Origin of the sequence: Pseudomonas sp. JV241A, assembly GCF_900275665.1 — a bacterium.
Lineage (GTDB): Bacteria > Pseudomonadota > Gammaproteobacteria > Pseudomonadales > Pseudomonadaceae > Aquipseudomonas > Aquipseudomonas wadenswilerensis.
This window is the reverse complement of the sequence record NZ_OPYO01000022.1, coordinates 22,355-47,397: the sequence shown is the minus strand read 5'-3', so window position 1 is coordinate 47,397 and position 25,043 is coordinate 22,355. Positions and strand designations below refer to the sequence as shown.

20 protein-coding genes and 1 pseudogene are annotated in these 25,043 nt (G+C 65.4%); 8 read left to right on the top strand and 13 right to left on the bottom strand.

Annotated features, from left to right (window positions below):
- Positions 1-11 precede the first annotated feature (11 nt).
- The 3 genes from JV241A_RS14115 to JV241A_RS14105 are packed head-to-tail and all read right to left on the bottom strand — an operon-like array spanning position 12 to position 4,001.
- The gene (locus JV241A_RS14115; protein WP_134063129.1) at positions 12-1,565 is read right to left on the bottom strand and encodes an ABC transporter substrate-binding protein; all 1,554 of its coding nucleotides are present in this window, start codon (positions 1,563-1,565) and stop codon (positions 12-14) included.
- Between the two features lie 4 nt (positions 1,566-1,569).
- The gene (locus JV241A_RS14110; RefSeq protein WP_115087191.1) at positions 1,570-2,766 is read right to left on the bottom strand and encodes an LLM class flavin-dependent oxidoreductase; all 1,197 of its coding nucleotides are present in this window, start codon (positions 2,764-2,766) and stop codon (positions 1,570-1,572) included.
- 11 nt (positions 2,767-2,777) lie between these two features.
- Positions 2,778-4,001: a lipase family protein gene (locus tag JV241A_RS14105; RefSeq protein WP_134063127.1), complete on the bottom strand. Its 1,224-nt coding sequence runs from the start codon at positions 3,999-4,001 to the stop codon at positions 2,778-2,780.
- Positions 4,002-4,274: 273 nt separating this feature from the next.
- Between JV241A_RS14105 and JV241A_RS14100 the strand changes: the two genes are divergently transcribed.
- The 6 genes from JV241A_RS14100 (at position 4,275) to JV241A_RS14075 (ending at position 11,007) form a co-directional block, all read left to right on the top strand.
- Positions 4,275-5,348: a sigma-54 dependent transcriptional regulator gene (locus JV241A_RS14100; RefSeq protein ID WP_134063125.1), complete on the top strand. Its 1,074-nt coding sequence runs from the start codon at positions 4,275-4,277 to the stop codon at positions 5,346-5,348.
- Between the two features lie 157 nt (positions 5,349-5,505).
- Positions 5,506-7,188 carry a nitrite/sulfite reductase gene (locus JV241A_RS14095; protein ID WP_115087188.1) on the top strand — a complete coding sequence of 561 codons (1,683 nt, stop codon included), beginning with the start codon at positions 5,506-5,508 and terminating at the stop codon, positions 7,186-7,188.
- Complete coding sequence (locus JV241A_RS14090) at positions 7,176-7,670, top strand: DUF934 domain-containing protein (RefSeq protein WP_115087187.1); 495 nt, start codon at positions 7,176-7,178, stop codon at positions 7,668-7,670. Before JV241A_RS14095 ends, JV241A_RS14090 begins: the two co-directional genes overlap by 13 nt.
- Positions 7,671-7,868: 198 nt before the next feature.
- Positions 7,869-9,707: an amidohydrolase gene (locus JV241A_RS14085; protein WP_166675703.1), complete on the top strand. Its 1,839-nt coding sequence runs from the start codon at positions 7,869-7,871 to the stop codon at positions 9,705-9,707.
- 48 nt (positions 9,708-9,755) lie between these two features.
- Positions 9,756-10,262 carry a GNAT family N-acetyltransferase gene (locus JV241A_RS14080; RefSeq protein ID WP_134063123.1) on the top strand — a complete coding sequence of 169 codons (507 nt, stop codon included), beginning with the start codon at positions 9,756-9,758 and terminating at the stop codon, positions 10,260-10,262.
- Positions 10,263-10,311: 49 nt separating this feature from the next.
- A complete protein-coding gene (locus JV241A_RS14075) occupies positions 10,312-11,007 on the top strand; it encodes a glutathione S-transferase N-terminal domain-containing protein (RefSeq protein WP_115087184.1) in 696 nt (231 codons plus the stop codon).
- Between the two features lie 71 nt (positions 11,008-11,078).
- Here JV241A_RS14075 and JV241A_RS14070 read toward each other — a convergent pair whose 3' ends face one another.
- Positions 11,079-12,695, bottom strand: a complete 1,617-nt coding sequence (locus JV241A_RS14070) for an inorganic phosphate transporter (RefSeq protein WP_134063121.1) — start codon at positions 12,693-12,695, stop codon at positions 11,079-11,081.
- Positions 12,696-12,823: 128 nt separating this feature from the next.
- Between JV241A_RS14070 and JV241A_RS14065 the strand changes: the two genes are divergently transcribed.
- Positions 12,824-13,222, top strand: a complete 399-nt coding sequence (locus JV241A_RS14065; RefSeq protein WP_115087182.1) for a DUF488 family protein — start codon at positions 12,824-12,826, stop codon at positions 13,220-13,222.
- A 121-nt stretch (positions 13,223-13,343) separates the two neighbouring features.
- Positions 13,344-13,775 carry a GNAT family N-acetyltransferase gene (locus tag JV241A_RS14060; protein ID WP_134063119.1) on the top strand — a complete coding sequence of 144 codons (432 nt, stop codon included), beginning with the start codon at positions 13,344-13,346 and terminating at the stop codon, positions 13,773-13,775.
- A gap of 243 nt (positions 13,776-14,018) precedes the next feature.
- On the opposite strand, the pseudogene JV241A_RS27660 reads toward JV241A_RS14060, so the two are convergent.
- The 9 genes and pseudogenes from JV241A_RS27660 to JV241A_RS14015 all read right to left on the bottom strand — a co-directional run.
- Positions 14,019-14,888: pseudogene (locus JV241A_RS27660) on the bottom strand (right-handed parallel beta-helix repeat-containing protein); the annotation flags it as partial.
- Positions 14,889-15,237: 349 nt separating this feature from the next.
- Positions 15,238-16,353, bottom strand: a complete 1,116-nt coding sequence (locus JV241A_RS14050) for a polysaccharide lyase (RefSeq protein ID WP_134063117.1) — start codon at positions 16,351-16,353, stop codon at positions 15,238-15,240.
- Positions 16,344-17,747, bottom strand: a complete 1,404-nt coding sequence (locus tag JV241A_RS14045) for an alginate biosynthesis protein AlgX (protein WP_240047865.1) — start codon at positions 17,745-17,747, stop codon at positions 16,344-16,346. The genes JV241A_RS14050 and JV241A_RS14045 overlap by 10 nt, the downstream gene beginning before the upstream one ends.
- A 9-nt stretch (positions 17,748-17,756) precedes the next feature.
- Positions 17,757-18,401 (bottom strand): alginate O-acetyltransferase AlgF, encoded by a 645-nt coding sequence (locus JV241A_RS14040; protein WP_115087178.1) that lies wholly within the window; start codon positions 18,399-18,401, stop codon positions 17,757-17,759.
- A gap of 10 nt (positions 18,402-18,411) precedes the next feature.
- Entirely contained in the window at positions 18,412-19,506 is a 1,095-nt protein-coding gene (locus JV241A_RS14035; RefSeq protein WP_134063113.1) for an alginate O-acetyltransferase, read from the bottom strand.
- A 9-nt stretch (positions 19,507-19,515) separates the two neighbouring features.
- The gene (locus JV241A_RS14030; RefSeq protein WP_115087176.1) at positions 19,516-20,943 is read right to left on the bottom strand and encodes an MBOAT family O-acyltransferase; all 1,428 of its coding nucleotides are present in this window, start codon (positions 20,941-20,943) and stop codon (positions 19,516-19,518) included.
- Between the two features lie 14 nt (positions 20,944-20,957).
- Entirely contained in the window at positions 20,958-22,409 is a 1,452-nt protein-coding gene (locus JV241A_RS14025; protein WP_134063111.1) for an alginate export family protein, read from the bottom strand.
- Positions 22,406-23,857: a sel1 repeat family protein gene (locus JV241A_RS14020; RefSeq protein ID WP_115087174.1), complete on the bottom strand. Its 1,452-nt coding sequence runs from the start codon at positions 23,855-23,857 to the stop codon at positions 22,406-22,408. Before JV241A_RS14020 ends, JV241A_RS14025 begins: the two co-directional genes overlap by 4 nt.
- 24 nt (positions 23,858-23,881) lie before the next feature.
- Positions 23,882-25,033, bottom strand: coding sequence for a PilZ domain-containing protein (locus JV241A_RS14015; RefSeq protein ID WP_115087173.1), 1,152 nt, complete (start codon positions 25,031-25,033; stop codon positions 23,882-23,884).
- Positions 25,034-25,043: the final 10 nt, after the last annotated feature.

Genomic DNA, 25,043 nt, shown 5'->3' with positions numbered 1-25,043 from the left:
TGGCAAAAATGCTAGGTGCGCAGCCAGAGGTTGTCGAAACGCCAGGTGCTGAACAGCGTCTGCTCGGCTGCGGCGCCACCGACCTGGCGCGAGAAGGCGTCGAGCAAATTCACGTAGCCCCAGATCAGCAAGCCGCCGCGCTCGTACTGGATCTGCTGGGCCTGGTGCACCAGGGCACTGCGCTTGGCCAGGTCCGGCTGGGCCATGGCCTGGAGGAACAGTTCGCTGAACTGCGGGTCGTTGAAGTGGGTCTTGTTGGCCACGGCAAAGGGCGCATCGATGTGCATGGCGCTGGCCAGAAACGGCGCGCCGATGGTGCCGCCAGTGCTCAGTTGCCACTGGTCGTGCTGCGGGCCGTCGAAGGTGGCCTGGTCGACCTGGCGCACCTTGAGGCTCACGCCGATGCGCTTGGCCTGTTCGGCGAACACCAGTGCCGAAGCCAGGGCCGGGCCACTGGTGGTCACCAGCTCGACTTCGAGCTGTTCGTGGCCGGCTTCGCGCAGCAGTGTTGCCGCCCGTTGCGGGTCATGCGGGCGTGGGCCGAGGCGGTGGTTGAAGGTCGGGTCGTTCGGTGCGTACAGGTCGTTGGCCACCCGGCCCTGGCCATTCAAGGCGCGGCGCACCAGCTCCGGGCGGTCGGCCAGCAGGCGGAAGGCTTCGCGTACCTTCGGGTTGTCGAACGGTGGCCTGCTGGTGTTCATCTCGAACGACAGCCAGTTGCCGCTGACCGAGGTCACCAGTTGCAGGCGCGGGTCGCGTTCGATGATCTGCAACTGTTCGCTGGGCAGCCCGTTGGCCATGTCGATCTGCCCGGCGCGCAAGGCGGCCAGGCGCGAGACCTGGTCCTTGAAGTCGATGATCTCCAGCTCGTCGGCGTAGGGTTTGCCGTCCTTGTAGTAGTTTTCGAAGCGGCTGAACACCGAGCGCTGGCCGGGTGTGAAGCTTTTCAACTTGTAGGGGCCGGCGCCGACCGGGTTGGTCAGCGGGTGGTAATCGACCGGGACGATGCCGCCGAAGTTGACCCAGGTTTCTGCCAGCGGCAGGTAGCTGCGCCCGTCCTTGAAGCGGATGCGCACGGTGCGCGCGTCGAGCTTTTCCAGGTTGTCGCGGTCGACCCAGTGCAGCAGCGCGGCATAGGGCGAGGCCAATCGCGGGTCGGTCAGGCGGCGAATGGAGAAGATCAGGTCGTCGGCATCGATAGTCTTGCCGTTGTGAAACTCAAGGCCCTGGCGCAGGCGTACGGTCCAGCTGCTGGCGTCGGCGCTGGCCTCGGCTTCTTCGGCCAGGGCCAGGCGCGGTTGCATCTGCTCGTCCCATTCCCACAGCTTGCTGTACAGGGCAAAGCCGCGGACGATGCCGCTGCCGATGGGTTTGTGGGCGTCGAGGTTGCCGACCTGGCCGCCGGACAGCACGCCCAGGCGCAGGCGCCCGCCATGGCGCGGCTGGTCGCTGGCCAGGTTGCTGGCAGCAGGTGTATCGGGGCCGCAGCCGCTGAGCAGCATGCCGCCGCCCAGCGCCAGGCTATAGCCGAGAAAACGCCGGCGCTGGTAATCAAAAGGGTCCATGGCCTCAGCCTCCTGCCGCACGCAGGGCCGGCGCCTGGGTGTCGATCCGCCGTAATGGCGCTCGCTCGCCGCGAAAGTGCGGGAGGATGTGCTCGCCCAGGCGGTAGGCTTCTTCCAGGTGCGGGTAGCCGGCGAGGAAGAACAGGTCGATGCCTAACTGGTTGTACTCGCGAATCCGTGCCACCACGTTCTCGTAGCTGCCGACCAACGCCAGGCCCGGCGGGATGCCGATGTAGCCGAAGCCGGCCCAGACATTGGGGTAGATGAAAAAGTCGTCGAACGGCCGGGTTTCATCCTTGGCCGCGTATTCATTTTCGTAGCTCAGCTTGCGTGCGCTGCGCAGCCCGGCATGGGCGGCCACGGCCTTGACCGCGCCCTTGGCCACGCCTTCGTCGAAGAAGCGCTTGGCCTCGGCCAGGGCCTGGGCTTCGGTCTCGCGGGTGATCACATCGATCGACAGGCCGAAGCGGATGTTGCTGCGACCGTGCTTGAGCGCCCGCTCGCGAATGTCGGCGATCAGCGTGCGGATCTCGTCCGGGTGCTCGGCGCGCATCAGGTAGAAGTCGGCGTGGCGGGCGGCGAACTCCCGCGCTGCGATCGACGAGCCGGCAGTGCAGATCAGCGGCAGCTCGGCCTTTTTCTGCGGGCCGCGCAGGCCGCCGCCTTCGGCCTGGTAGAAGCGCCCCTGGTAGTGGAAGTTCTCCGAGTGCCAGTAGCCCTTGACCACGTCCATGAACTCGATGGCGCGCGCGTAGCGTTCATCGTGGTCGCTGAAGTCGCCGACCTGGCGCTGGACCGCGTCGGAGCCGCCGTTGATGATGTTCCACACCAGGCGGTTGCCGGTGGCGCGCTGGTAGGTGGCGGCCTGCTGCACGGCGACCCAGGGCGTGTAGTGGTAGGGCTGGAAGGCGGTGACGTAACTCAGGGTGCGGGTCTCGCGGGCGAGCAGCGAGCACACCGTCCACGGCTCTTCGCCGGACGGCGCGTTGACCATCAGCGCGCCGCCAAAGCCGTTGATCTCGGCGGCGCGGGCAATTTGCCCGAGGTAGTCGATGTAGGTGAAGTGATCGCCCACGGCGAAGTTCGACACGGCGCCGGTGCTGTCACTGCCGCTATGCCAGTCGCCGCGGTTGCGCGGATCGCCAGGGAGGAACTGGGTTTCGCCGTGCAAGGGCAGGCGGGTAAAGAATTCGATGCTCACGGTGATAGTCCTTATTGCACGGTGGGGTTGCAGATCGGCGCGATGGGCTGGTCGCTGAACACCTTGCGGGCGAAGGGCAGCGAGTCCTTGAGTGAGGCGTTGACCGTCTCGCTGTGGCCCAGCCCCTTGTACAGGTGGCCTTCGACGATCGAACCGGTCTTGCAGGCGTCCTGCATCAACGCCACCTGGGTGGCGGCGGCCGGGGTCTTGTCTTCGGCGCCGGTGCCGATGAAGATCGGCTGCTTGAGTTTCAGGGTCGGGTAGGACACCTGCGCCAGCCACGGCTTGAGCTGCTCGCCGCTGTTGGCCTTGCGGGTGTTGGCCGGGGTCAGGCCGGTGCCGACCACATCGGCCACCAGTGACGACAGGCAGGTGCTGCGCGCCTGTTCGAACAGCGGCAGGGCCTTGTCGGTGTAGAAGTCGCGCGGGTCGATGCGCGGGTCGTACTGCTGGGCCGCCAGCAGGGTGTAGAAGCCGTAGGCCAGGGAGGCGTCGACCTGGTCCGGGTCCTGCTCGCCGACGTTTTTCGCACCCACGGTGTAGATCACCCCGGTGCCGACGCTGCCCTTCAGGCCCAGGTCCGGGGCGTAGGTCGGCGCATAGGCGGCCGAGGCAAAGGCGCCGGCGCCGCCCTGGGACTGGCCGACCACCAGCACCTTGTTGGCCAGCCCCGGCACCCCGGCAATCACTGCGCGAGCGGCGTCGAGGATGCCGTAGGCGGCCATGCGGTTGTTCAGCAGCGGGTGGCCGCCGGGCACGCCCAGGCCTTGGTAGTCGGTGGCGACGATGGCGTAGCCCTCGTTGAGCCAGCGCGCCAGGTACTGCACGTCGCGGTACGAACGCCCGGCCCAGGACGGCGCGCAGACATCCGCCACGCCCACGGTGCCGTGGCCCCAGGTCACCACCGGCCAGCCGCCTGCTGGCGCCGTGCCCTGGGGAATGAACAGCGCACCGGAGACTGCCACCGGAGTCTTGCCGTCGATACCGTCGGTGGAGCTGTAGAGGATGCGCAACTGCGACGCCGCGCCGGGCAGGCTCAGGGTCTGTTCCAGCGGCTCGCTGCGCAGCAGTTTGCCGGGGCTGGCGGGGATGGCCTGGTTCCAGCTGTAGAACGCCGAGACCCGGCCATCGCCTTGCAGCGGGTCGGGTTTGGGCGCGAAGGTTTGCGCGGCCACGGCGCTGAACGACAGGGCCAGCAGGCTCAGGCCGAAGGCGAATGTTTTCTGCAGTTTCATCGAGAGGTCCTTGCACGGTGCGTGTGCCAGGCTTGAGCGAAATGCGTGCCAGAGCGCTGCAGGCCCTGCATTTGCGGGACTTCGTTGTCATCAAGGGGGATCTCGGGGGGCGTCGATGCTGGCCAGCAGCCACGGATTGCTGGGCGACTGCTGCTGGGGCAGCAGTGCCAATCGCATATCTCTTTATGGAATATATAAATACTAATTAATAATTATTTGTTCTAATTTGTTTCGGGCACTATGGCCCTGCGCTTTCACTGCCAGGAATGCACCATGTCGCTGATAACCCATCCCCATGCCCGGGAACTGACCAAATCCGTTCGCGCCACCGTTCTGGTGTTCAAGGACCCGCGCTCCCAGGAACTGCTCAGCCGCATCGAACGCCTGGCGCCGAGTGAAGCCAACACCCTGATCATCGGCGAGACCGGCACCGGCAAGGAGCTGGTCGCCCGCCACATCCATCAACTCAGCCGCCGCGGGCGCGAGCCGTTCGTGGCGGTCAACTGCGGCGCCTTTGCCGAAACCCTGGTCGAGAGCGAATTGTTCGGTCACGAGAAGGGCGCCTTTACCGGCGCCACCAACAGCAAGGCCGGCTGGTTCGAAGCGGCCAATGGCGGCACGTTGTTCCTCGATGAAATCGGCGACCTGCCGCTGAACATGCAGGTGAAACTGCTGCGGGTGCTGCAGGAGCGCGAAGTGGTGCGCCTGGGCTCGCGCACGCCGATCCCGATCAACGTGCGCCTGGTGGCGGCGACCAACGTCAACCTCGCCGATGCGGTGGTGGCCGGGCATTTTCGCGAAGACCTGTTCTACCGCCTGCACGTGGCAACCATCCGCCTGCCGCCGCTGCGCGAACGGCCGGGGGACATCCTGCCGCTGGCCGAGTTCTTCCTCGAAGAGCACTGCCAGCGCCTGGGCTACAGCCGCGCCAGCCTGAGCCTGGAGAGCGAACGCAAACTGCTCTCGCACAGCTGGCCGGGGAATATTCGCGAGCTGGAGAACGCCATTCACCATGCCTTGCTGGTGTGCCGGCAACAGGTGGTGCAGCCGGCCGACCTGCACCTGGTGGACATGCGTTCGGTGGGCATTCGCCAGGAGGAACACAGCCAGCCGCTGCGCCTGGCCAGCGAGCCGCCGAACCTTGAGGCGGCGCTGACGGCGCTGTTCGAGCAGAACATTCCAGACTTGTACGAGCATATCGAGGAAACGGTGTTTCGCACCGCGTACCGCTTCTGCCATGGCAACCAGTTGCAGACCGGGCGCTTGCTGAACATCAGCCGCAACATCGTGCGGGCGCGGTTGGAGAAGATTGGCGAGTTGAAGCGCAGCGAAGGTGTAGTGGGGTAGGGCCTCATCGCGGGGCAAGCCCGCTCCTACAGGGTGGGAGCGGGCTTGCCCCGCGATGCTTCAAGTCCATCTGATCCGTATAAATACCCCCAACCTGAATCTGTAACCCAGTACACCCAAAAGCCATAGTAACGGCCTCCCTGATGAGGTCCGAACCATGTATCACTATGACGAGTATGACCGTGCGCTGGTGTTCGAGCGCGTGGCGCAGTTTCGCGATCAGGTGCGCCGGTTCATGGCTGGCGAACTGAGTGAAGAAGAGTTCCTGCCCCTGCGCCTGCAAAACGGCCTGTACCTGCAAAAGCATGCCTACATGCTGCGCGTGGCCATCCCCTACGGCACCCTGGGTGCCCGGCAGATGCGCACCCTGGCGCAGATCGCCCGCGAGTACGACCGCGGCTACGGCCACTTCACCACGCGCCAGAACATCCAGTTCAACTGGATCGAACTGGCTCAGGTGCCGGACATTCTCCAGCGCCTGGCCGAGGTCGAGATGCATGCGATCCAGACCTCCGGCAACTGCGTGCGCAACATCACCACCGAAGCCTTTGCCGGTGTCGCCGCCGACGAGCTGCTCGACCCGCGGCCGCTGGCCGAGATCCTCCGGCAGTGGTCGACCATCAACCCGGAATTCCTGTTTTTGCCGCGCAAGTTCAAGATCGCCATCTGCTCGGCCATCGAAGACCGCGCAGCAATCATGATGCATGACATCGGCCTCTACCTGTACCGCGACGGCCGTGGCCAGATGTGCCTGCGGGTGATGGTCGGCGGCGGCCTGGGGCGCACGCCGATCCTCGGTTTGCAGATCCGCGAAGGGCTGCCGTGGCAGCACCTGTTGTCCTATGTCGAAGCCATTTTGCGTGTGTACAACCGCCATGGCCGGCGCGACAACAAGTACAAGGCGCGGATCAAGATCCTGGTCAAGGCGCTGGGCATCGAGGCGTTCTCCCGCGAGGTGGAGGAGGAGTGGCAACACATCAAGGACGGCCCGGCGCAACTCACCGAGGACGAGTTCCAGCGGGTCGCCGCCGCCTTCGAGCCACCGGCCTACGACAGCGTCATCGACGATGAGCTGGCCTACGACACCCACCTGGCCCAGGACCACGCCTTCGCCCGCTGGGTAGCCTGTTGCGTCAAGCCGCACAAGGTCCCCGGTTATGCCAGCGTGGTGCTGTCGACCAAGCCGGGTGACGCGTCGCCACCGGGCGACCTGACCGATGCGCAGATGGATGCAGTGGCCGACTGGTCTGAGCAGTTCGGCTTCGGCGAGATCCGCATTGCCCATGAGCAGAACCTGATCCTCCCGGACGTGCGCAAGCGTGACCTGCACGCGCTCTGGCGCCTGGCCTGCGAACGTGACCTGGGCACGGCCAACATTGGCCTGCTGACCGACATCATCGCCTGCCCGGGCGGCGACTTCTGCGCCCTGGCCAACGCCACCTCGATCCCTATCGCGCAGTCGATCCAGCGCCGCTTCGACGACCTCGACTACCTGCACGACCTGGGCGAGCTGAGCCTGAACATCTCCGGCTGCATCAACGCCTGTGGCCACCACCACATCGGCAACATCGGCATCCTCGGCGTCGATAAAAACGGCAGCGAGTGGTACCAGGTGACCCTCGGTGGCGCCCAGGGCAAGCACAGCACCCTGGGCAAGGTCATCGGCCCGTCGTTCAGCGCCGCCGAGATCCCCCAGGTGATCGAGCAGATCATCGCCACCTACTGCGCCTATCGCGAGCAGGACGAACCCTTTGTCGACACCGTGCGCCGGGTCGGCCTGGAACCCTTCAAGGAGCGGGTCTATGCCAAGCGCCCGGAGGAGCTGATATGCGTAATGTGATTGGCCTGCGCAATGGTGAGGCGCAGTTGATCGAGCACGATCCCTGGCAGCTGTTGCGCGAACCCGGCGAGGTGCTGCCCGACGGTCTGCTGATTTTGCCGCTGGCCACCTGGATTGCCCGCCGCGCCCAGCGGCCCGTGGGCCGTGACGGCTTGTGGCTGGGGCCTGACGATGAGATCGAGCCGTTGCGCGCCTGGCTGCCCCAGGTGCCGCTGATCGCGGTGGACTTCCCCAGCTTTCGCGACGGCCGTGGCTACAGCCAGGCTTACCTGCTGCGCAGCCGCCTGGGTTGGCATGGTGAACTGCGCGCGGTGGGCGATGTACTGCGTGACCAGCTCAGCCATATGCGCCAGTGCGGTTTTGACAGCTACGCCGTGCGTGAAGACAAATGCGCCGAGGATGCGCTCAAGGGCCTGGCCGGCATGAGCGTGCTGTATGGGCGTTCGGTGATCGAACCACGGCCGCTGTTTCGTCGCCGCTGACTGGTACGGCGCCGGCGCTGGTCTATCGTTTAGCTTTTGTTCGCCCGGCAACGCCGCGCCTCAGGAGCCGCCATGAACCAGGATCAGGAAAGCCGCCGCCGTTTCATCGCCGCCAGTTCCGTGCTTGGCGCCGCCGGGGCCATGTACTCGACGGCGCCACTGGCCGCGGGGGCCATTCTGCGCGGTACCGAAACGGCCGTGCCGGCCGAGCTGATCCTGCACAATGGCCGCTTGCACACGGTGGACCGCGAGCGGCCGCAAGCAAGCGCCGTGGCCATTCGCGACGGACGCTTCGTGGCGGTGGGTGATGACGCCCAGGTCATGGCCTTGCGCGGGCCGGCGACCCAGGTCATCGACCTCAAGCAACGCACGGTGATCCCCGGGCTCAACGATTCGCACCTGCACCTGATCCGCGGCGGCCTGAACTACAACCTGGAACTGCGCTGGGAAGGCGTGCCGTCCCTGGCCGATGCCCTGCGCATGCTCAAGGACCAGGCCCTGCGCACGCCAGCGCCGCAGTGGGTGAGGGTGGTCGGTGGCTGGAACGAGTTCCAGTTCGCCGAACGCCGTTTGCCGAGCCTCGACGAGCTGAACCAGGCGGCGCCAGACACGCCGGTGTTCGTCCTGCACCTGTACGACCGCGCCTTGCTCAACCGCGCCGCCCTGCGCGTGGTCGGCTTTGACCGCAACACGCCCAATCCGCCGGGTGGCGAGATCCAGCGCGACGCCAACGGCAACCCGACCGGCATGCTGATCGCCCGGCCCAATGCGATGATCCTTTATTCGACCCTGGCCAAGGGGCCGAAGCTGCCGCTGGAATATCAGGTCAACTCGACCCGCCAGTTCATGCGCGAGCTCAACCGTCTGGGCCTGACCAGCGCCATCGATGCCGGCGGTGGTTATCAGAACTACCCCGACGACTATGCGGTGATCGAGCAACTGGCCAAGACCCGGCAGTTGACCGTGCGCATCGCCTACAACCTGTTTACCCAGAAGCCCAAGGAAGAACTGGCCGACTTTAAAAACTGGACCCGCAGCGTCAGGTACGGCCAGGGCGACGACTTTCTGCGGCACAACGGCGCCGGCGAGATGCTGGTGTTCTCTGCCGCCGACTTCGAGGACTTCCTCGAGCCGCGCCCGGACCTGCCCGGCAGCATGGAGGGCGACCTGGAACCGGTGGTGCGGCATCTGCTCGAGCAACGCTGGCCGTTTCGCCTGCACGCCACCTACGATGAGTCGATCTCGCGCATGCTCGACGTGTTCGAGAAGGTCGACCGCGACATTCCCTTCAACGGACTGCCGTGGTTCTTCGACCATGCCGAGACCATCAGCCCGAAGAACATCGAGCGGGTACGGGCGCTGGGCGGCGGCATTGCCATTCAGGACCGCATGGCCTTCCAGGGCGAATACTTCGTTGAACGCTACGGCGCCAAGGCCGCGCAGCACACACCACCGATCAAGCGCATGCTCGGTGAAGGCATCCCGGTCGGCGCCGGCACCGACGCCACCCGGGTGTCCAGCTACAACCCCTGGACCTCGCTGTACTGGCTGGTCAGCGGGCGCACCGTGGGCGGGCTGGAGCTGTACCCGCAGGGCCTGGACCGCGATACCGCGTTGTCGTTGTTCACCCACGGCAGCGCCTGGTTCTCGAGCGAGCAGGGCAAGAAGGGCCAGATCAAGGTCGGCCAGCTGGCAGACCTGACGGCCTTGAGCGCCGACTATTTCAGCATCGACGCCGAGGCGATCAAAAGCCTGGAGTCGGTGCTGACCCTGGTCGATGGCAAGGTGGTGTACGGCGCCGCCGAGTTCGCCCGGCTCGACCCGCCGACTTTGCCGGTGTTGCCCGACTGGTCGCCGGTGGCCAAGGTGCCCGGGCACTGGCGCCAGGGTGCGCCGCTGACCGCACAAATACATCAGTGCGTCGGTGCCTGTGCGGTGCATGCCCATGCGCACCAGCGCGCGCGGCAAGCGTCGGTGCCGGTCAGTGATTTTCAGGGCTTTTGGGGCGCGTTTGGTTGTTCCTGTTTTGCCTTCTGAGGGATCGGGCTACCATGCCGGTTCGCCCGTTGGACAGGATGTTGCTGCATGCCATTCACTACCCGTGTTGCCCGGCCCAGTGATGCCGAGGCGCTCAGCCATGTTGCCGGCCAGACCTTCGCCCTGGCCAGCCCGCCGGATTCTGCTGCCCAGGCTTTGCAGGAATACATCGACACCCGGCTGCAGCCCGAGCACTTCGTGCTGCACCTGCTCAATCCGCGAAAGCGCCTGCGGGTGCTTGAGCACCTGGGTAAAGTGGTGGGTTACAGCCTGGTCGACAGCGCGCCGGAATCCTTGGGGATTGCCGAGGCCGATGGCGTGCCGGAGCTGAGCCGCTGCTATGTGCTGCCCGAGCACCATGGCCTCGGCGGCGCCCAGCTGTTGCTCGACGACACCCTGGCGCCGGTGCGCGGCGGCATTCGCCTGACCGTCAATGAACAGAACACCCGGGCCATCCGTTTTTATCAGCGCAATGGTTTTAGCAAGGTCGGCGAGGCCGTGTTCGAATGTGGCCCGGAGCGTCACCGCGACTGGGTGATGGTCGCGCGGCGGTGACAAAACTGGTTACAGTGTCTGCCTCAATTTCTTGCTCAAGGTTCTGTTCATGACCGATCTCAGTGCATTCCCGATCACCCGTAAATGGCCGGCCAAACAGCCCGAGCTGCTGCAGCTGTACTCGCTGGCCACGCCCAACGGCGTGAAGGTGTCGATCATGCTCGAGGAGATCGGCCTGGCCTACGAGGTGCATAAGGTCAGCTTCGAGACCAACGACCAGTTGACCCCGGAATTCATCTCCCTGAGCGCCAACAACAAGATCCCGGCGATCCTCGACCCCAATGGCCCGGGTGGCGAGCCGCTGGCGTTGTTCGAGTCCGGGGCGATCCTGGTTTACCTGGCAGAGAAGAGCGGGCAACTGCTGTCGGCGGACCCGGCCCAGCGCTACGAGACCCTGCAGTGGCTGATGTTCCAGATGGGCGGGATCGGGCCGATGTTTGGCCAGGTGGGTTTTTTCCACAAATTCGCCGGCAAGGCGTACGAAGACAAGCGTCCGCGCGACCGTTACGTGGCCGAGTCGCGGCGCTTGCTCGGGGTGCTGGACCAGCGCCTGCAAGGGCGTGAGTGGGTGATGGATGCTTACAGCATTGCCGATATCGCCATTCTGCCCTGGGTGCGCAACCTGGTCGGTTTTTATGAGGCGGGCGAGCTGGTGGGCTTTGATGACTTTGCCAACGTCAAGCGGGTGCTGGCGGCGTTCGTGCAGCGGCCGGCGGTGGCGCGCGGGTTGAAGATACCTGCATAGGCCTTATCGCGGGTCAAGCCCGCTCCTACAGGATCGGCGCAATCACTGTAGGAGCGGGCTTGACCCGCGATTCAGAACACCTGCCGAAACAACCAGTACAACCCCCCCGCCAGCACAATCGCCGCCGGCAAGGTCAGCACCCAGGCCATCAGCAGGTTGAAGAGGGTACGCATCTGCAAGCCCGAGCCATTGGCGACCATGCTCCCGGCCACCCCGGACGACAGCACATGGGTGGTCGACACCGGCAGCCCGTACATGTCCGCCGCACCAATGGTGCACATCGCCACCAGCTCCGCCGAAGCGCCCTGGGCGTAGGTCAGGTGGGTCTTGCCGATCTTCTCGCCAACGGTCACCACGATGCGCCGCCAGCCGACCATGGTGCCCAGCCCCAGGGCAATGGCCACGGCAATCTTCACCCACAGCGGAATGTAGTGGGTGGCGCTGTCGATCTGCTGCTTGAACACTTGCACCTTGGCCTGGGTATCGGCATTGAACTGCGCCAGTTGGTGCTTGTCGATCAGGCGAATGGCTTCGGAGGTCAGGTACATGTCGTTACGCACGTTGGCCATGGCCTCTGCGGGCACCCGGTTGAGCGAACCATAGCTTTTGACCTCGGTGCCGATCATCCCGGCCAGCGCTGCCAGCGCCGGCAGCAGTTCTTCACTGGCCTGCGGCTCGCGGATGAACGCGCTGAGGGTCTGTCGCGGATCCGCCGGTGCGGCCTGCGGGGCGCTGCGCTGCAAGGCCTGCTGAGTGACCTCGGCCACCGCGGCGAACTGCAGCGACTGGTTAGCCGGCATGGTGCGGTTCAGGGCATAGGCCATGGGCAGGGTGCCGACCAGGATCAGCATGATCAGGCCCATGCCTTTTTGCCCGTCGTTGGAGCCATGGGCGAAAGATACCCCGGTGCAAGTGAGGATCAGCAGCCCGCGAATCCACCAGGGCGGTGGCGTGTTGCCGACCGGCGCCTGGTACAGCTCGCGGCGCTTGACCAGCATGCGCAGGGCCAGCAGCAACAGCGCCGCGCAGGCAAAGCCCACCAGCGGCGACAGCAACAGCGAATAGCCAACCTTGCTGGCCTGGGTCCAGTCCACGCCGCTGGTGCCGTCGCGCCCGTGCATCAAGGCGTTGGCGATACCGACGCCAATGATCGAGCCGATCAACGTATGCGATGACGAGGCCGGCAAGCCCAGCCACCAGGTGCCCAGGTTCCAGATGATCGCCGACAGCAGCAGGGCGAAGACCATGGAGAAGCCTGCCGAGGAGCCGACCTGCAAGATCAGCTCCACCGGCAGCAAGGCGATGATGCCGAAGGCCACGGCACCGCTGGACAGCAGCACGCCGAGAAAATTGAAACAGCCGGACCAGACCACGGCGACTGACGGTGGCAGCGAATGGGTGTAGATCACCGTGGCCACGGCGTTGGCGGTGTCGTGAAAACCGTTGACGAACTCGAAGCCCAGGGCAATCAGCAACGCCAGGCCGAGCAGCAAAAATGGGGTCCAGGTGGTGACCACGGTGCCGGTGGCGTCGATGTCGCGAAACAGGCTCCAGGCGGTGTACAACAGCCCGCCCACCAGCAGGCTGAAAAACAGGGTCAGGGTGGTGCGGCCGGGTTTGTGGTTGAGACGGGGGCGGGGGTCAAGGTTGGCCAGCGATGGGCTGCCAGCCAGGGTCGGGGTGGTCATGATGACGGGTCCGGGTTACCAGGAAGGGTCGAGCCTTGCCCGGCCATGATAAAAACAATCGCTGACTTCATCGTGACCTCGGTCAAGGAAAGCCCTAGGATCAAGGGACCTGCCGATGGAGCGAAGCGATGATCCGCTGCAAACGCGTTTATGATCCGCTGCAAGCCAGCGATGGCCAGCGCGTGCTGGTCGACCGCCTGTGGCCGCGCAACCGGCGCAAGGACCAGTTGCAGGCCTTGTGGCTGCCGGAGGTGGCGCCGTCAACGGCGTTGCGTCAGGCTTTTCATGCCGGTGAAGTGGATTTTGCCGGGTTTGCCGAGCGCTACCGCCAGGAGCTGACGGCGCGGCCCGAGCATTGGTGGAAGTTGCTGGGCATGGCCGGGCAGGGCGATGTGACCTTGCTGTATGCCGGCAAGGACACCGAGCACAACAATGCGATGGTGCTGGCGCAATGGCTCGAGGATGAGCTGGAGCGCCAGGGGCCGGGGAGTTCGCCGGTGTGTTATGCCGACGAATTCAAATCTTGAGTCAATGGGGCTGCTTTGCAGCCCATCGCCGGCAACGCCGGCTTCCACATATCCTGGCCCTTGTGGGAGCCGGCTTTGCCGGCGATGCAAGGCGCAGCCTTGCTGAATGAGAACGACTAGAATGACTGTGCAACTGACCCCCGCCACCGACCAGCACCGCACCTTCGCCCGCGACCTCACCCGCCGGGCCATGCTGCCGTATTACCGCGAGTTCGACCTGCTCTGGCAGGAAGAAGCCTTCGACCAGGCCTGGGAGTGGCGCGAGCAGTGGTTGATCAGCGAAGCCCAGCAACCGCTGGGCTACTTCAGCCTCAGCCAGGACCGCCAGGCCCTGTTCATCCGTGAACTGCACCTGCTCGAAGGCTTTCGCGGCCGTGGCGTCGGCAGTTGGGTATTAACGCAACTGGTGGACTGGACCCGCCAACGGCAATTGCCGCTGCTGCGCCTGATGGTGTTCAAGAGCAACCCGGCACGGTTCCTGTACCTGCGCGAGGGTTTTGTCTGTGTCGGCGAAGACGAGTGCTTTTTGCGTATGCAGCGCACGCTCGCCTAGCTCGACCCGCACCACGCAGCCCCGGCGCTGGGTGGCGTCGAGCAGCAGGCCCTGCACCGGCAACAAGTCACCAATCAGCAGGTTCTGCAAAATCGGCTTGCCCTCGAAAGTGTTCGGCCCCAGCACCACCTGCTGCAAGCCCTCGACCCGCACCACCGCCTTGCCGACCTTGCCCAGGGTGTTGCCGCTCAAGGTCAGCGGCCCGGGTAGCGGCGCGGCATTGCGCAGGCTGACGGCGTATTCCGGGCTGTTGCCGATGCGGTTGCCGATCAGGCTGACGGCGCCGACCTCGCTGGCGTCCACGGCGCTGCCCTGGCTGTTGCCGATCAGGTTGTCGCTGATCAACAGCGGCGCGGCAGCCGTCGGCGCCAGGTTGCGCAGCTGGATGCCGTTGCCACGGCTGTCGCCGATCAGGTTGCCGGTCAGCAGCAGGGCGCCCTGTTGCTCGCTGACCTCGATGGCCGCCTTGTGCGCGCCGAGGATCAGGTTGTGCTCGATGCGCCCGCGGGTCTGGCCGCGCAGGCGGATGCCGCTGTTGTTGTCGATGCCGCGCAACTGGTTGTTGCGCAGCGTCACCTGGCTGTCACGCACGTCGATGGCGTACTGCTGGGACTGGCCGAACTGGCTGTTGTCGATCTGCGCCTGGCTGTGTTGCAGCTCCACCGCGCTGGACAGCTCATTGAACTGGCTGTTGCGGATGATCAGCGTGGCCGGGCGGGTCGACGCGGCCTGTTGGCTGCTCAGGGCGGTGGTCAGGCCGCGCGAGAGGTTGGCGTTGTAGCCGAGGCGGTTGAGGGTCGAGCCCAGCACCTGGGTATGGCTGCCGGCCCAGGCCACCACGAACGGCCGCCAGGCGCGGTCGGTACTGCCGGGTTTGTCGCCGGCGACACTCTCCAGGCGTGACTGGTTCAGGCCCAGCCAGCCCTGGTTGATCAGCGCCGTGCCGGAGTAGCTGTACAGGTACAGGCTGGTGCCTTCGAGCAGCAGGCCGCCATCGCTGGCGATCACCAGCGGGTAGCTGAGCAGGTAGCCGTCCTTGTAGCGCTTGATGATCTTTGGGTCGTTGAGGGCGTCGTGCAGTTGCGCCAGGCTGATGCTGCCGCCGCGCACCATTACCGCTTGCGGGTGATGCGCCTGGTAGCCGGCGATGGCGCGGAACAGGCCGTTGTTGACGAACGGCTCGAACGGCCAGCTGCCAGCCTGGGACGAGAACATCGGTTGCAGGCTGACACTGGCGCGACCCGCTGGGCGCGGGCGTTCGTTGACCTGCAACTGCACGGCCTGGCTGACCTGTTGCTGCAACTGCTGCAGGTCGCGCTGGTGTTCGGCGCTGCTCACGGCGCTCAGCGATTGCTGCAACGGCAAGCTCTGGCTGGCAGCCTGGGCCATCGCGCTGAACAGCAACGCGAGGCAGGAAAGGGTAAGCGGGCGGGCAAGCATGGCCATGACGGTTCGTCCTTGATTACGGCAGTTTGGGATAGAACGGCTTGAGCGGGCCGCCGATCTGGCTGTAGTTGTCGACCTCGCCATCCTCGCTGTCATACAGCTGGCGGGCCAGGCGGTTGCCCGGGGCGCGCTGCAGGAAGGGGATCAGCCAGGCCAGTTTGTACGGGGCGACGTCGGTCTGCGACTTGCCCTTGAGCTCGGGCAGGTTGTCGGGGTCGAGGATGCTGCGGGCGGCGAAGTTGGCCAGCAGTTCCAGGGTCTGCTGATCGTCGCTGCTCCACGGCAGGCCGTTGGCCCGCGCCGACTCGGCCAGCAGCACCAGCGGCACCAGGGCGTACTGGCTGTAGGTGGCGGCCAGCTTGCTGCGCGCCACTTCCAGTGGCAGGTAGGCGTAGCTGCCATCGCTGGCTTTCACTGCTTGCTGCAGGCCACGGCGCAGGTTGCCGTCGGCCCACTGGATGAAGTCGTCGCGCTGCACCAGCATGCCGGTCGCCGCCACGGCCCAGGCCGCCCAGTAGTCATGGTTGTTGAACCAGGTAAAGCCCGGCGTACGGCGCGGCTGGTACTCGGCGATGATGCGTTCGCCCAATTGGTTGAACCAGGCCTTCTGGGCCGGCGACAATTGCAGCTTGGCGTCGCTGGCCGCCTGGGTCATCAGCAGGGTCGAGGCCATGGCCGCCACCGCCCATTTGCGTGCAGCCATGCCGGTGCTGCTGGCGTCGGGGTTGAGCAGCGCACCGGCCTGGGCCCAGCGCTCCAGCCACTGGTCCTGGCAGGCCAGGGCCATGTTCGCCTCCTGCGGATTCTTGGCCCGCTGGAAGCGCTTGCTGGCGTAGATCAGGCCGCCGATGAACTGTTTGACCTGCTTGCCGATCTGTTCGCTGTTGGCGTCCGGGCTGCTGCGCAGGGTCGACTTGCTGGCGTCGCGCTGGTCGTACTTGCTTTGCAACTGCAAGCTGCCGGTGTAGGGCGCGGGCACTTCCTTGCTGCAGCTCAGGGTCCGGTAGTCGGCAATCATCGCCGACTGCGCGGTGGCCCGCGGCGGCCAGATCGAGCTGGCCGCCAGGCTGTCGGCCAACTGCAGGCTGGCGCACAGGCCCAGGCCCAGCGCTGTCCAGGTCTTTACAGGCATACACGGGTTTCCACTTGGGTGGCGGCGGTGCCGGGCTTGGTCGGTTCCATGAACACCGACAGCAGGTTGGCGCCGGCAAACGCCTTGGCCCGGCTCAACTCAAGGTAGTACTGGCCGCCGGTGACCACCGCTTCGCGGCGGAACCAGACTTTGTCGCGGGCACCGTTGTCGTAATAGACGATCACGTAGAAATCCTTGACGTTCTTGTCGCTGATACGGATATCGAGAAAGCCCTGGCCGTTGCTGAGGTTCCTGCGCCCTTCACCGGCGTTGCTGAGCAGCTCGATGCGCTCGTTGACCCGCAGCGGCGGGCGCTGCACACGGTTGGCCAAGACCTCGGTGGACACCGGGCAGCCGCCCTTGATCGCCGGGATCAGCTGGCGGTACATCTGCTCGGACTCCAGCTGGTAGTTGGCCGGCAGCTCCCAGATGATCAGCTTCGGCGGCGCCTTGGGTTTGTAGTTTTCCGACAGCAGGTATTCGAGCAGCGAGCCGTCCTGGCCGACGCCGGGCAGGGCGTAGTTGAGGATGTCGACCTCCAGGTACTGCTTGAGGTAGCCGTCGAAGTTGAACTGCTTGCTTTCGTCTTCACGGGCGGCGGCGTTACTGTCGCCGACCAGGATCACCTCCGGGTCCGGCGCGTCGTCGAACAGCGCGTCGGCGCCGTCGGCTTCGGGGATGGTCTGGTAGCCGCGCACGTACTGGAAACCATAGTTGTTGCCGCAGATATAACTCAGCGCCAGGTTCATCGTGCCGTCCTTGGGCACCATGACGCCGGGTTCGGTGCGGTAGCGCTTTTTGCTCAGCTGGGCATAGAACGGCTGGCGCCGTACTTCTTCGGCGACCAGCCGCGCCGTGGCTTCGGCGCCGGCCGGGGTCCAGTGGTGGTCACGACGAAAGAAGAACTCGCCCTTGGGCGGGGTGTGCACCAGTTGCATCAACGGCGGCACCACCGCGCCAGCGGCGCGCAGTTGCTGCAGGTAGCTCTCCAGGTTGCCGCTGGCGCGGGCAAAGTCGAAGCCGTGCAGCTTGTCGGCGTAGAGCTTGTCGCGGTGCATCAGGCCGCGGGTCGGTTGTACCGCCATGGCCACGTGGATGCCCTGCTGGCGAAAGGCGGCCATCAAGCGGGCGAACTCCGGACGCATGGGCGCCGGGATGCCGAAATCGTTGGTCAGGTCGACCGCCGAACGGAACAGCCAGCGGTCCTTGGCCGGGACGATTTCGCGCATCAGCTTCATGCGCCCTTCGGCGTAGTTCTGCGGGTCGCTCAGGCCCGGGCAGACCATGCACTCAAGGCTGGTGCAGTTGGCCTTGCCTGGTTCGGCGGCCATGCCTGGCGCACTGAGCAGCGGGCCCAGCAATGCGACCAGGCCAAGGGGAAGAAAGCGCTTCATGGCCATGCGTCACTCGCTCGGGTCGATGCTGTTGGCCAGGCTCATGCTCTGATAGCCGGCGCCCTTGGGCAGCAGCACGTAGCTGTAGGAGCGGCCTTTTTTCAGGAACAGCTCATCGAACCTGGCCACGTTCTGTTCATCGACGTAGGCGGCAAAGCCGATCTTGATCTCGTTGACCATGCGGCTGCCGGTCTGGTCCTTGCCCAGCGGGTCGACGATCACGTGCTTGCCGTCGACGGTCTTCAGCGCCGCCTGGGCCGGGGTCAGGTTATAGAAGGCGACCTGGGCTTTCTTCGGCTCGTTGACATACTTGTCGGCGATCAGGGTCAGCTTGTTGCCATCGTAGACCACGGTGCTGGCGGCGTTGGCCTTGAGCTGCGGCTCGATGGCGGTGCCGCCAACGGCGATCTTGTGCGCACCGGCCGGGGTGAAGCGGTAGCCGCTGAGCTGGCCGGCGGCGACCCGTTGCGGGGTGATCTTGCCGCTCAGGGTCACGTCGATGTTGGCGCCGGACAGGTTGAGCACGCGGACGAAGGCCGAGTCGGCCGGGGCCACGGCGTCATACAGGTCGGCGTTGCCTTCGGCAGCATGAGCGGCGCTGCTGCCCAGCAGCAGGGCGGAAGTGGCGAGCAGGCGTTGCAGTGCAATGTTCATCAGTCTCTCCTTAGAAATGTTGGGTCTGGCCGGGGCGGCTCAGGGAGCCGAGGCGGTGGGCGAGCAGGGTGCGCAGGGGGAATTCCCAGACCACGGTGTCGATCTCGGGGTTGCTCAACTGGTCGCTGGCGAGGAACTGGCTCATGGCCTCGAACGGCCCGCGGGCTTCCACCGAAACACTGAGCAGGTCGCGGTTGAGCGCCTCCTTGAGGAAGCCGACGAAGTTCCAGTCATCGATCTTGCTGTAGCTGGTCCCCACCAGCATCAGGCTCTGTTGTTCGCTGGCGAACAGGTCGCTGGCGCTTTGCTCGGCCTTGAGGGTTTCGTACAGGGCGATCTGGTTGGGGCCGAACTGCGGCGCCAGTTGCGCGTGGTTGAACTGGATGTAGTTCATCAGGTCGCCCTTGACCGTCTTGTCGGCGACCTTGTGCGACAGGTAGCGCTCGTCGCCGAGCAGTTCCGGGCGCTGGCGTGCCAGCTCGTAGGCGCTCAGGCGCGCGCCTTCCGGGCTCCAGTGAGTGTCGGACTTGAGGAACAGCCCGGGGCCGGCGAGGTTGGCCAGGAACGCCGAACGCAGCGGCGTGACCGCAATGTTCTGCGCCTGCAGGCGCTCGACGAAGCGGTCGTACAGGCTGATCGCCCGCGGGTCGACAGCGCGCTCGGTGTGGGCGGCATACACGTCGACTTTCATTGGCAGCGGCAGCAGGATCAGGCGCTTGTTGTGGGCCTTGAGGCGTTGCTCGATCTCGGCGATCTGCTTGAGCTGGCCGTCGAGGTTGGCCTCAAGATTGTTCGGTACGCGGTATTCCTGGTTGGTGTAGAGCCAGCCGTCCTTGCCCAGCACCACGCCTTTGGTGCCTTCGTCGAACAGCCGGTACTGGGCGTTGGCCCACAGCTGCACCGACGGTTCACGGAGGAAAAAGCGCTTCTCGTAGACCTGCTCGAACTTGCGCAGCAGCTTGCCGTCGACGAACAGGTTCCAGGCGTCGGTCTGGTTGCGGGCAAAACTGAACACTGGCGGCAGCGAGTAGACGAACATGCCCGCCAGCAGGACGCCGAAGGCAATGCCGTTGACCTTGCTGGCCGAATTCATGACCGGGTACATGGCGGTCTCCTAGAACTGAAAGTACAGAAAGGGCGAGAACGAATGCGCCGCCAGGCTGCTCAGCGCCAGGGCGAACCCGGCCCACAGCAGCAGGGCCTTGAGGCCGCCGACATGGCGCATGAAGTACTGCTCCTTGTTGCCGGCGTAAAAACGCACGTTGTTGCTGCCGGCCAGCACCAGCCAGCACAGGGCAATGGCGGCGAACGACATGGCCATCTTCGAGGCGCCGAGCACGTACAGGTCCAGCGAGCCCAGGCCGTTGAGGCCGAACAGCGCCTGGTAGATGTCGATGCTGTGGCGCAGGTCGTTGGTGAAGAACAGCGGCATGCTCAGGATGATCAGCACGAAGGTGCGCAGGTTGCGGCCCAGGTGGTAGGGCGTGGTGACCTTGGTGGCGAGGTTGAACTTGCGCTCGATGACCATGCCGAAACCGAAGAACAGCCCCCAGCAGATAAAGGCGAAACTGGCGCCATGCCACAGGCCCGACAGCAGCATGGTGTAGACCAGCGCCGGCAGCGCTCCGGCGATGCGCTTGCGCACCAGCGGCATGTACACGTAGTCGCGCAGAAAATGCGCCAGGGTCATGTGCCAGCGGGCCCAGAACTCGGTGATGCTCTGCGACACATAGGGTTGGTTGAAGTTTTCCGGAAAACGGAAGCCCATCATCAAGGCCAGGCCCAGGGCCATGTGGCTGTAGCCGGCGAAGTCGAAGTACAGCTGCAGGGTCGAGACCACCAGGCCGAACCAGGCATCGCTCAACTGCAGGGTGCCTTCGCCGATGAACAGCACGTTGATCGGCGCCAGCTGGTCGGCGATCAGCACCTTCATGATGAAGCCGAGCATGAAGCGGCACACGCCCAGGGAGAACAGCTCCAGCGAGTGAGTGCGCTGGCGCAGCTGCGGCGCCAACTGGCTGTAGCGCAGGATCGGCCCGGCCACCAGGTGCGGGAACAGCGCGACGAAGGCGGCGAAGTCGATGAAGTTGTTGGTCGGCGTAGCGTCCTTGCGGTAGATATCGACGATGTAGCTCAGGGCATGGAAGACATAGAAGGAGATGCCCAGCGGCAGGAAAATCGTCTCCAGGGTGAAGGTGTTGATACCCAGCGGCGCGAGCAGGGCGGCCAGCACGTCGGCGCCGAAGTTGGCGTACTTGAAGTAACCCAGGGTCGACAGGTTGCCGATGATGCCGATCCACAGCAGGCGAAAGGCCCAGCGCTTGTCGCCGGCATCCAGGCGTGCCTTGATGCGCAGGCCGAACCAGTAGTTCCAGTAAGTAATGGCCACGAACAGCAGGAGAAAGTCCGGCCGCCACCAGGCATAGAAGATGTAGCTGGCGGCGACGATCACCGTCGAGCGCCACGGCGCCCGGGCGAGGAAGTACACGGCCAGGAACAGCGGCAGGTAGAGGAACAGGAAGACGTTGGAGGCGAAGATCATCTCGGGTTCCGTCCTTAGTAGCTGACCACGACGCCGAAGGTCAGCTGGTAGTCATCACCACTGTCCAGGGCGTTGCCGGCGTTGAGGTAGCTGGCGCTGACCAGGGCGTTGACGTCCAGGTGCTTGCCGTCGATGGCCACCGGAAACATCTTCCAGTAGTAGTTGAGGTCGAGCATCTGCCCGACGTCCTTGCCGCCGCCGTGGGTACCCTGGGCAATGGCGCGGTTGCGCTCGCTGCGCTGGTCGCCTTCGAGGCGGATCGGCAGGGTGCCGTTGGCGTCGCGCAGCTTGAGGTCGGTAACCCGAAAATCCAGGGCGCTGCGCGGCGTCGGGTTGGTTTCCAGGGCGATGCCGTAGTAGCTCAGGTTGCGCAGGTCGAGGCTGACGAAGGAGCTGGCCAGGCGCGTGCTGTAGCTGCCCTGGCGGGTGATGCGATCCGACTGGATGGCATTCAGGCGAAAGCCGTCGTTGTCGTTGCTCGGCTTGTCGGTCAGGCCGCCGCGCAGGGCCACCCGGGGCGTCCACGGCAGGTCGTGGAAGCGTTTGCCGATCTCGCCCAGGGCCGCCCAGCCGCTGGCGTTGTGGCCGCTGCTGGTGACGCCGTTGACGTCGGTGTTGTCGACCTTGCCGTCCAGGCCTGCGAGCTCCAGGTGGTAGTCGCTGAACAGCGGCGTCACGTCGAGGTCGTCAGCCTTGAAGAACAGCCCGTAGCGCATGCCCTTGAAGTCGTAGCGGTCTTCGGCATCGTGGCCGCTGTGGTCGTTCTCGTGCATCAGGCGCACGCCGGCCCAGTTGTGCTCGCTCCAGCGGTAGGCGTATTCGCCCATCAGGTAGGTGGTGCGCTCCTCGCTGTCGGCCAGGCGGTTGACGTCGCTGTTGTAGTTGTAGAACTTCTGCGCCACGGCCACGAAGCCGCGGGAGAAGGTGTCGTTGTAGTTGAAACGCAGCGACTCGATGCTGTCGTCCCACCAGATGCCGTAGTCGTCGAAATAGCGCTGGCGCCCGGCCGACAGCGAGAAGCGCGGGTCGTCGCCGAGCAGGTTGCGTTTCACATACAGCTCGCGCAGTTCGGCGTACCAGCCTTCGGGCTGTTCGCGGTCGAGGTTGTTGGCGTTTTCGTTCTGCACGCTGGCCGACTCGCTGGAGTCGTAGTTCAGCCAGACGCGGCCATAGACCATCCACTTGGCCCAGCGTTTTTCCGGCGAGTACCAGGCGAACGACGGCTCGTAGCGCAAACTGTAGAACATCTCGCGGTTGCGGCCGACTTCGGCGTTCTCCGGGCCGTAGCCGGTCTGCACGGTGAGCTTGTTGAAGAACTCCGAAGTGATCACCGGCTCGCTGCCGTCGGCGACCCGCACCGGTTCGCTGCTGTCGGCCTCGGGGCCGGTGACTTCTTCCAGGGCTTGCGCCGGGTACAGCGGTGCCAGGGTCAGCAGGGCGCCGAACAGGGTGTGGTGGGCTTTCACAGGGTTGCCTCCTTCAACAGATCGTTGCGTGCCGCCAGGGCACGGGCGATGTCATCCTTTTTCAGGGTCTTTTCCAGGCGCTTGACCAGGCTGCGGGCACCGTTCTCGCCCAGCGCCAGGGCCACCTGGGCATAGGTGTAGGCCTTGACCGGGTCATGGCAGATGGCACGGCCGTAAGCGTGCAAGGTGGCCATGCGGTACCAGGCGGCGGTAGAGCCGGCCCGGGCCTGGGCCTGGAAAATCGCCAGGGCCTGGTCCTGGTCGGGCTGGTCGGCCACGCCCTTGCTGTAGTACTCGGCCAGCAGCAGTTCGGCGTCGGGGTAGCGGTTGGCGAGCAGCTCGTCGATCAATGCGCGGGCCTTGTCCGGATCCAGGGTCAGCCAGTTGTTGACCATGTAGAACGAGGCCTGCAGCGCCTTGGCCCGGGTCGCTTCGCGGGCCCGGACCTGGTCGATCAGCGCCTGGGTCTCTTCGGCGTTGTGCTCGGTGGGGTTGGAAATCATGTAGTTGGCCTTGGACACCATCGCCGGCACAAAGCCGCGTTCGACGGCGTTGTCGCGCCAGCGATGGGCTTCGCCGCGGGCCAGGTCCAGGGCATCGCTGCGCTGCTTGTCCGCGGCCAGTTGCGCGGCGTCCGGTTGCACCCGCGCCGGGCCCATGGCGCTGGCCTGGCGCTCGTAGCGGTCGGCTTCCTGCTCGGCGCGCTGCACGCTGTTGATGCTGTCGAGCAACGAGCCGATGCGGTGCACGATCTCCACGGCCAGGGTCGGGCGCAGCGCTTCGAGGCTGCGGGCAAAGGCCGGGAAGGCGCGGTCCTGATCGTCGCCGAGGAAGCGGTAGTAGCGATCGATCGCCCGCACATCCACCCGCACCGCCTGCTGGTACCAGCGCTCGGCGCCGGCGCGGTCACCCTGGCGCTCGGCCAGCACTGCCTGGTACAGCTCGGGGCGGCAGTTGAGCAGGCACGACTGCTGGTACAGCGCCAGCAACTGCGCCGCTTGCTCGGTGGAGACCAGTTGCGGGTACACCAGGAACACCTCCAGGGTGGTGCTGGCATTGCGCGGGTCGAGGGTCGCCGGGTAGCGCGTCAGGGCCTGGGCCATCCACTCGCGCTGACTGTTTTGCAGGCTCGGGGTGCGGTCCAGCAGGCGCGCCAGCGAGGCCAGCGCCGGGACCTGGCCGCGGCCATCGGCAAACGCCTCCTTGTACAGGCCGATGATTTCCGGGCGGCTGGCGCCATCGCTGTTGGCCAGCACATCACCGAGCAACAGCTTGGACGCCAGGTCACCGCGGTCGGCCAGGGCGCGCAGGTCGGCACTGACATTGGCGCCGGGATCTTTGTACAGCGCGTAGCGGATCTGCTCCAGGCTTTGCCCGGCCAGGGCGCTGCTGGCGCAGGCCAGGCCGATGCTGGCCAGCAGCAGGCGGGAGGGCGTCTTCGCATTCATTGCCTATTCCTTCCTTGGTGGGGCTTAGCGCGAAGCCGTGAACGGCAGGCCCAGGTACAGGTCCACCGCCACCGGCTTCTGGTACGCGGCGCGGGGCAGCGGGCTGTCGGGGGCGATGGTCAGGGCCAGGTTCTTGTTGGCTTCATCGACATGGGAGTCGACGACCTTGCCGCTGAAGGTCTCATCCAGGCCGAACACCTTGAGGTCCACCGAGGTCACCCGGCCGATGTCGGCGAGCTTGTCGAACGGCACGTTGGCGGTGACGAACAGGCCTTCATCCCTGGGCAGCAAATGCACCAGTGGCGCCTGCTTGTAGCCGTAGCCGTCCAGTGGCTTGCTCGGGAAGTACACCTCGCAGTCGCATGGGCTGTTGATCACCGTCTCGATGGTGGCGCGCCCGAGCAGGGTCTGCAGGTCGCCGGGCGAGAGGTCGGCCACTGCCTTCATGTCGGCCGGGCTGGTGAAGCTGGTGGCCAGCTGGGTGGAAATGCTCGCCACCGGCGTGCCGGCCTTGACCTCGGTCTGCCCCGGCGCCAGGAGGAACTTCACATAGCCGTTGTCGGGCATGCTGATGACCTGGGCATTGGCCGAAACCTGGGCCTGCACGGCAGGGATGCGGAAGAACAGCAGGTAGCACTTGTAGGCGACAAAGCCCAGCGCGGCGACACCTGCGGCGGCATACAGCAGGGTGCCGAGGGTGGCCTTGAGACGCTCGCCGGAGCTGCGCGCGCTGGCGTACTTGTGCTTGCGTTCCTTGATGTAGTTTTCCCGCTGCATCACGTTGAACAGGCCGTTGATGTCGGCGATCTCGCCCGACAGGTAGGCGCTGATGATGTAGCGCAGGATGTCGCGCTTCTGCGAGTCGAGCTCGACGAACTGGGCGCCGACTTCCTGGCCGCGCTGGGAGACGATCTTGATCTGGCTGTCGATGTTCAGGTCGACCTGGTTCAGGCGCAGCTGGATCGAGGCGTGGTACAGGCTGCCGATCTTCAGCGGCTCGGGGTGGAGCAGGCCGATGCCACCCAGGGAGATGTCCTGCAGGGTGCTGTCGAACGGCGGCTGGCCGGCCGCGCTGAGCTTGACCCGGGCATTGAGTTTGGTGCGCACGTACTGGCGTTCGTCGATGGCTTCGTGGACGACGTTCGCGGGTACTGCGGGTGTGCTTGAACTACTCATGGCAGGCGCC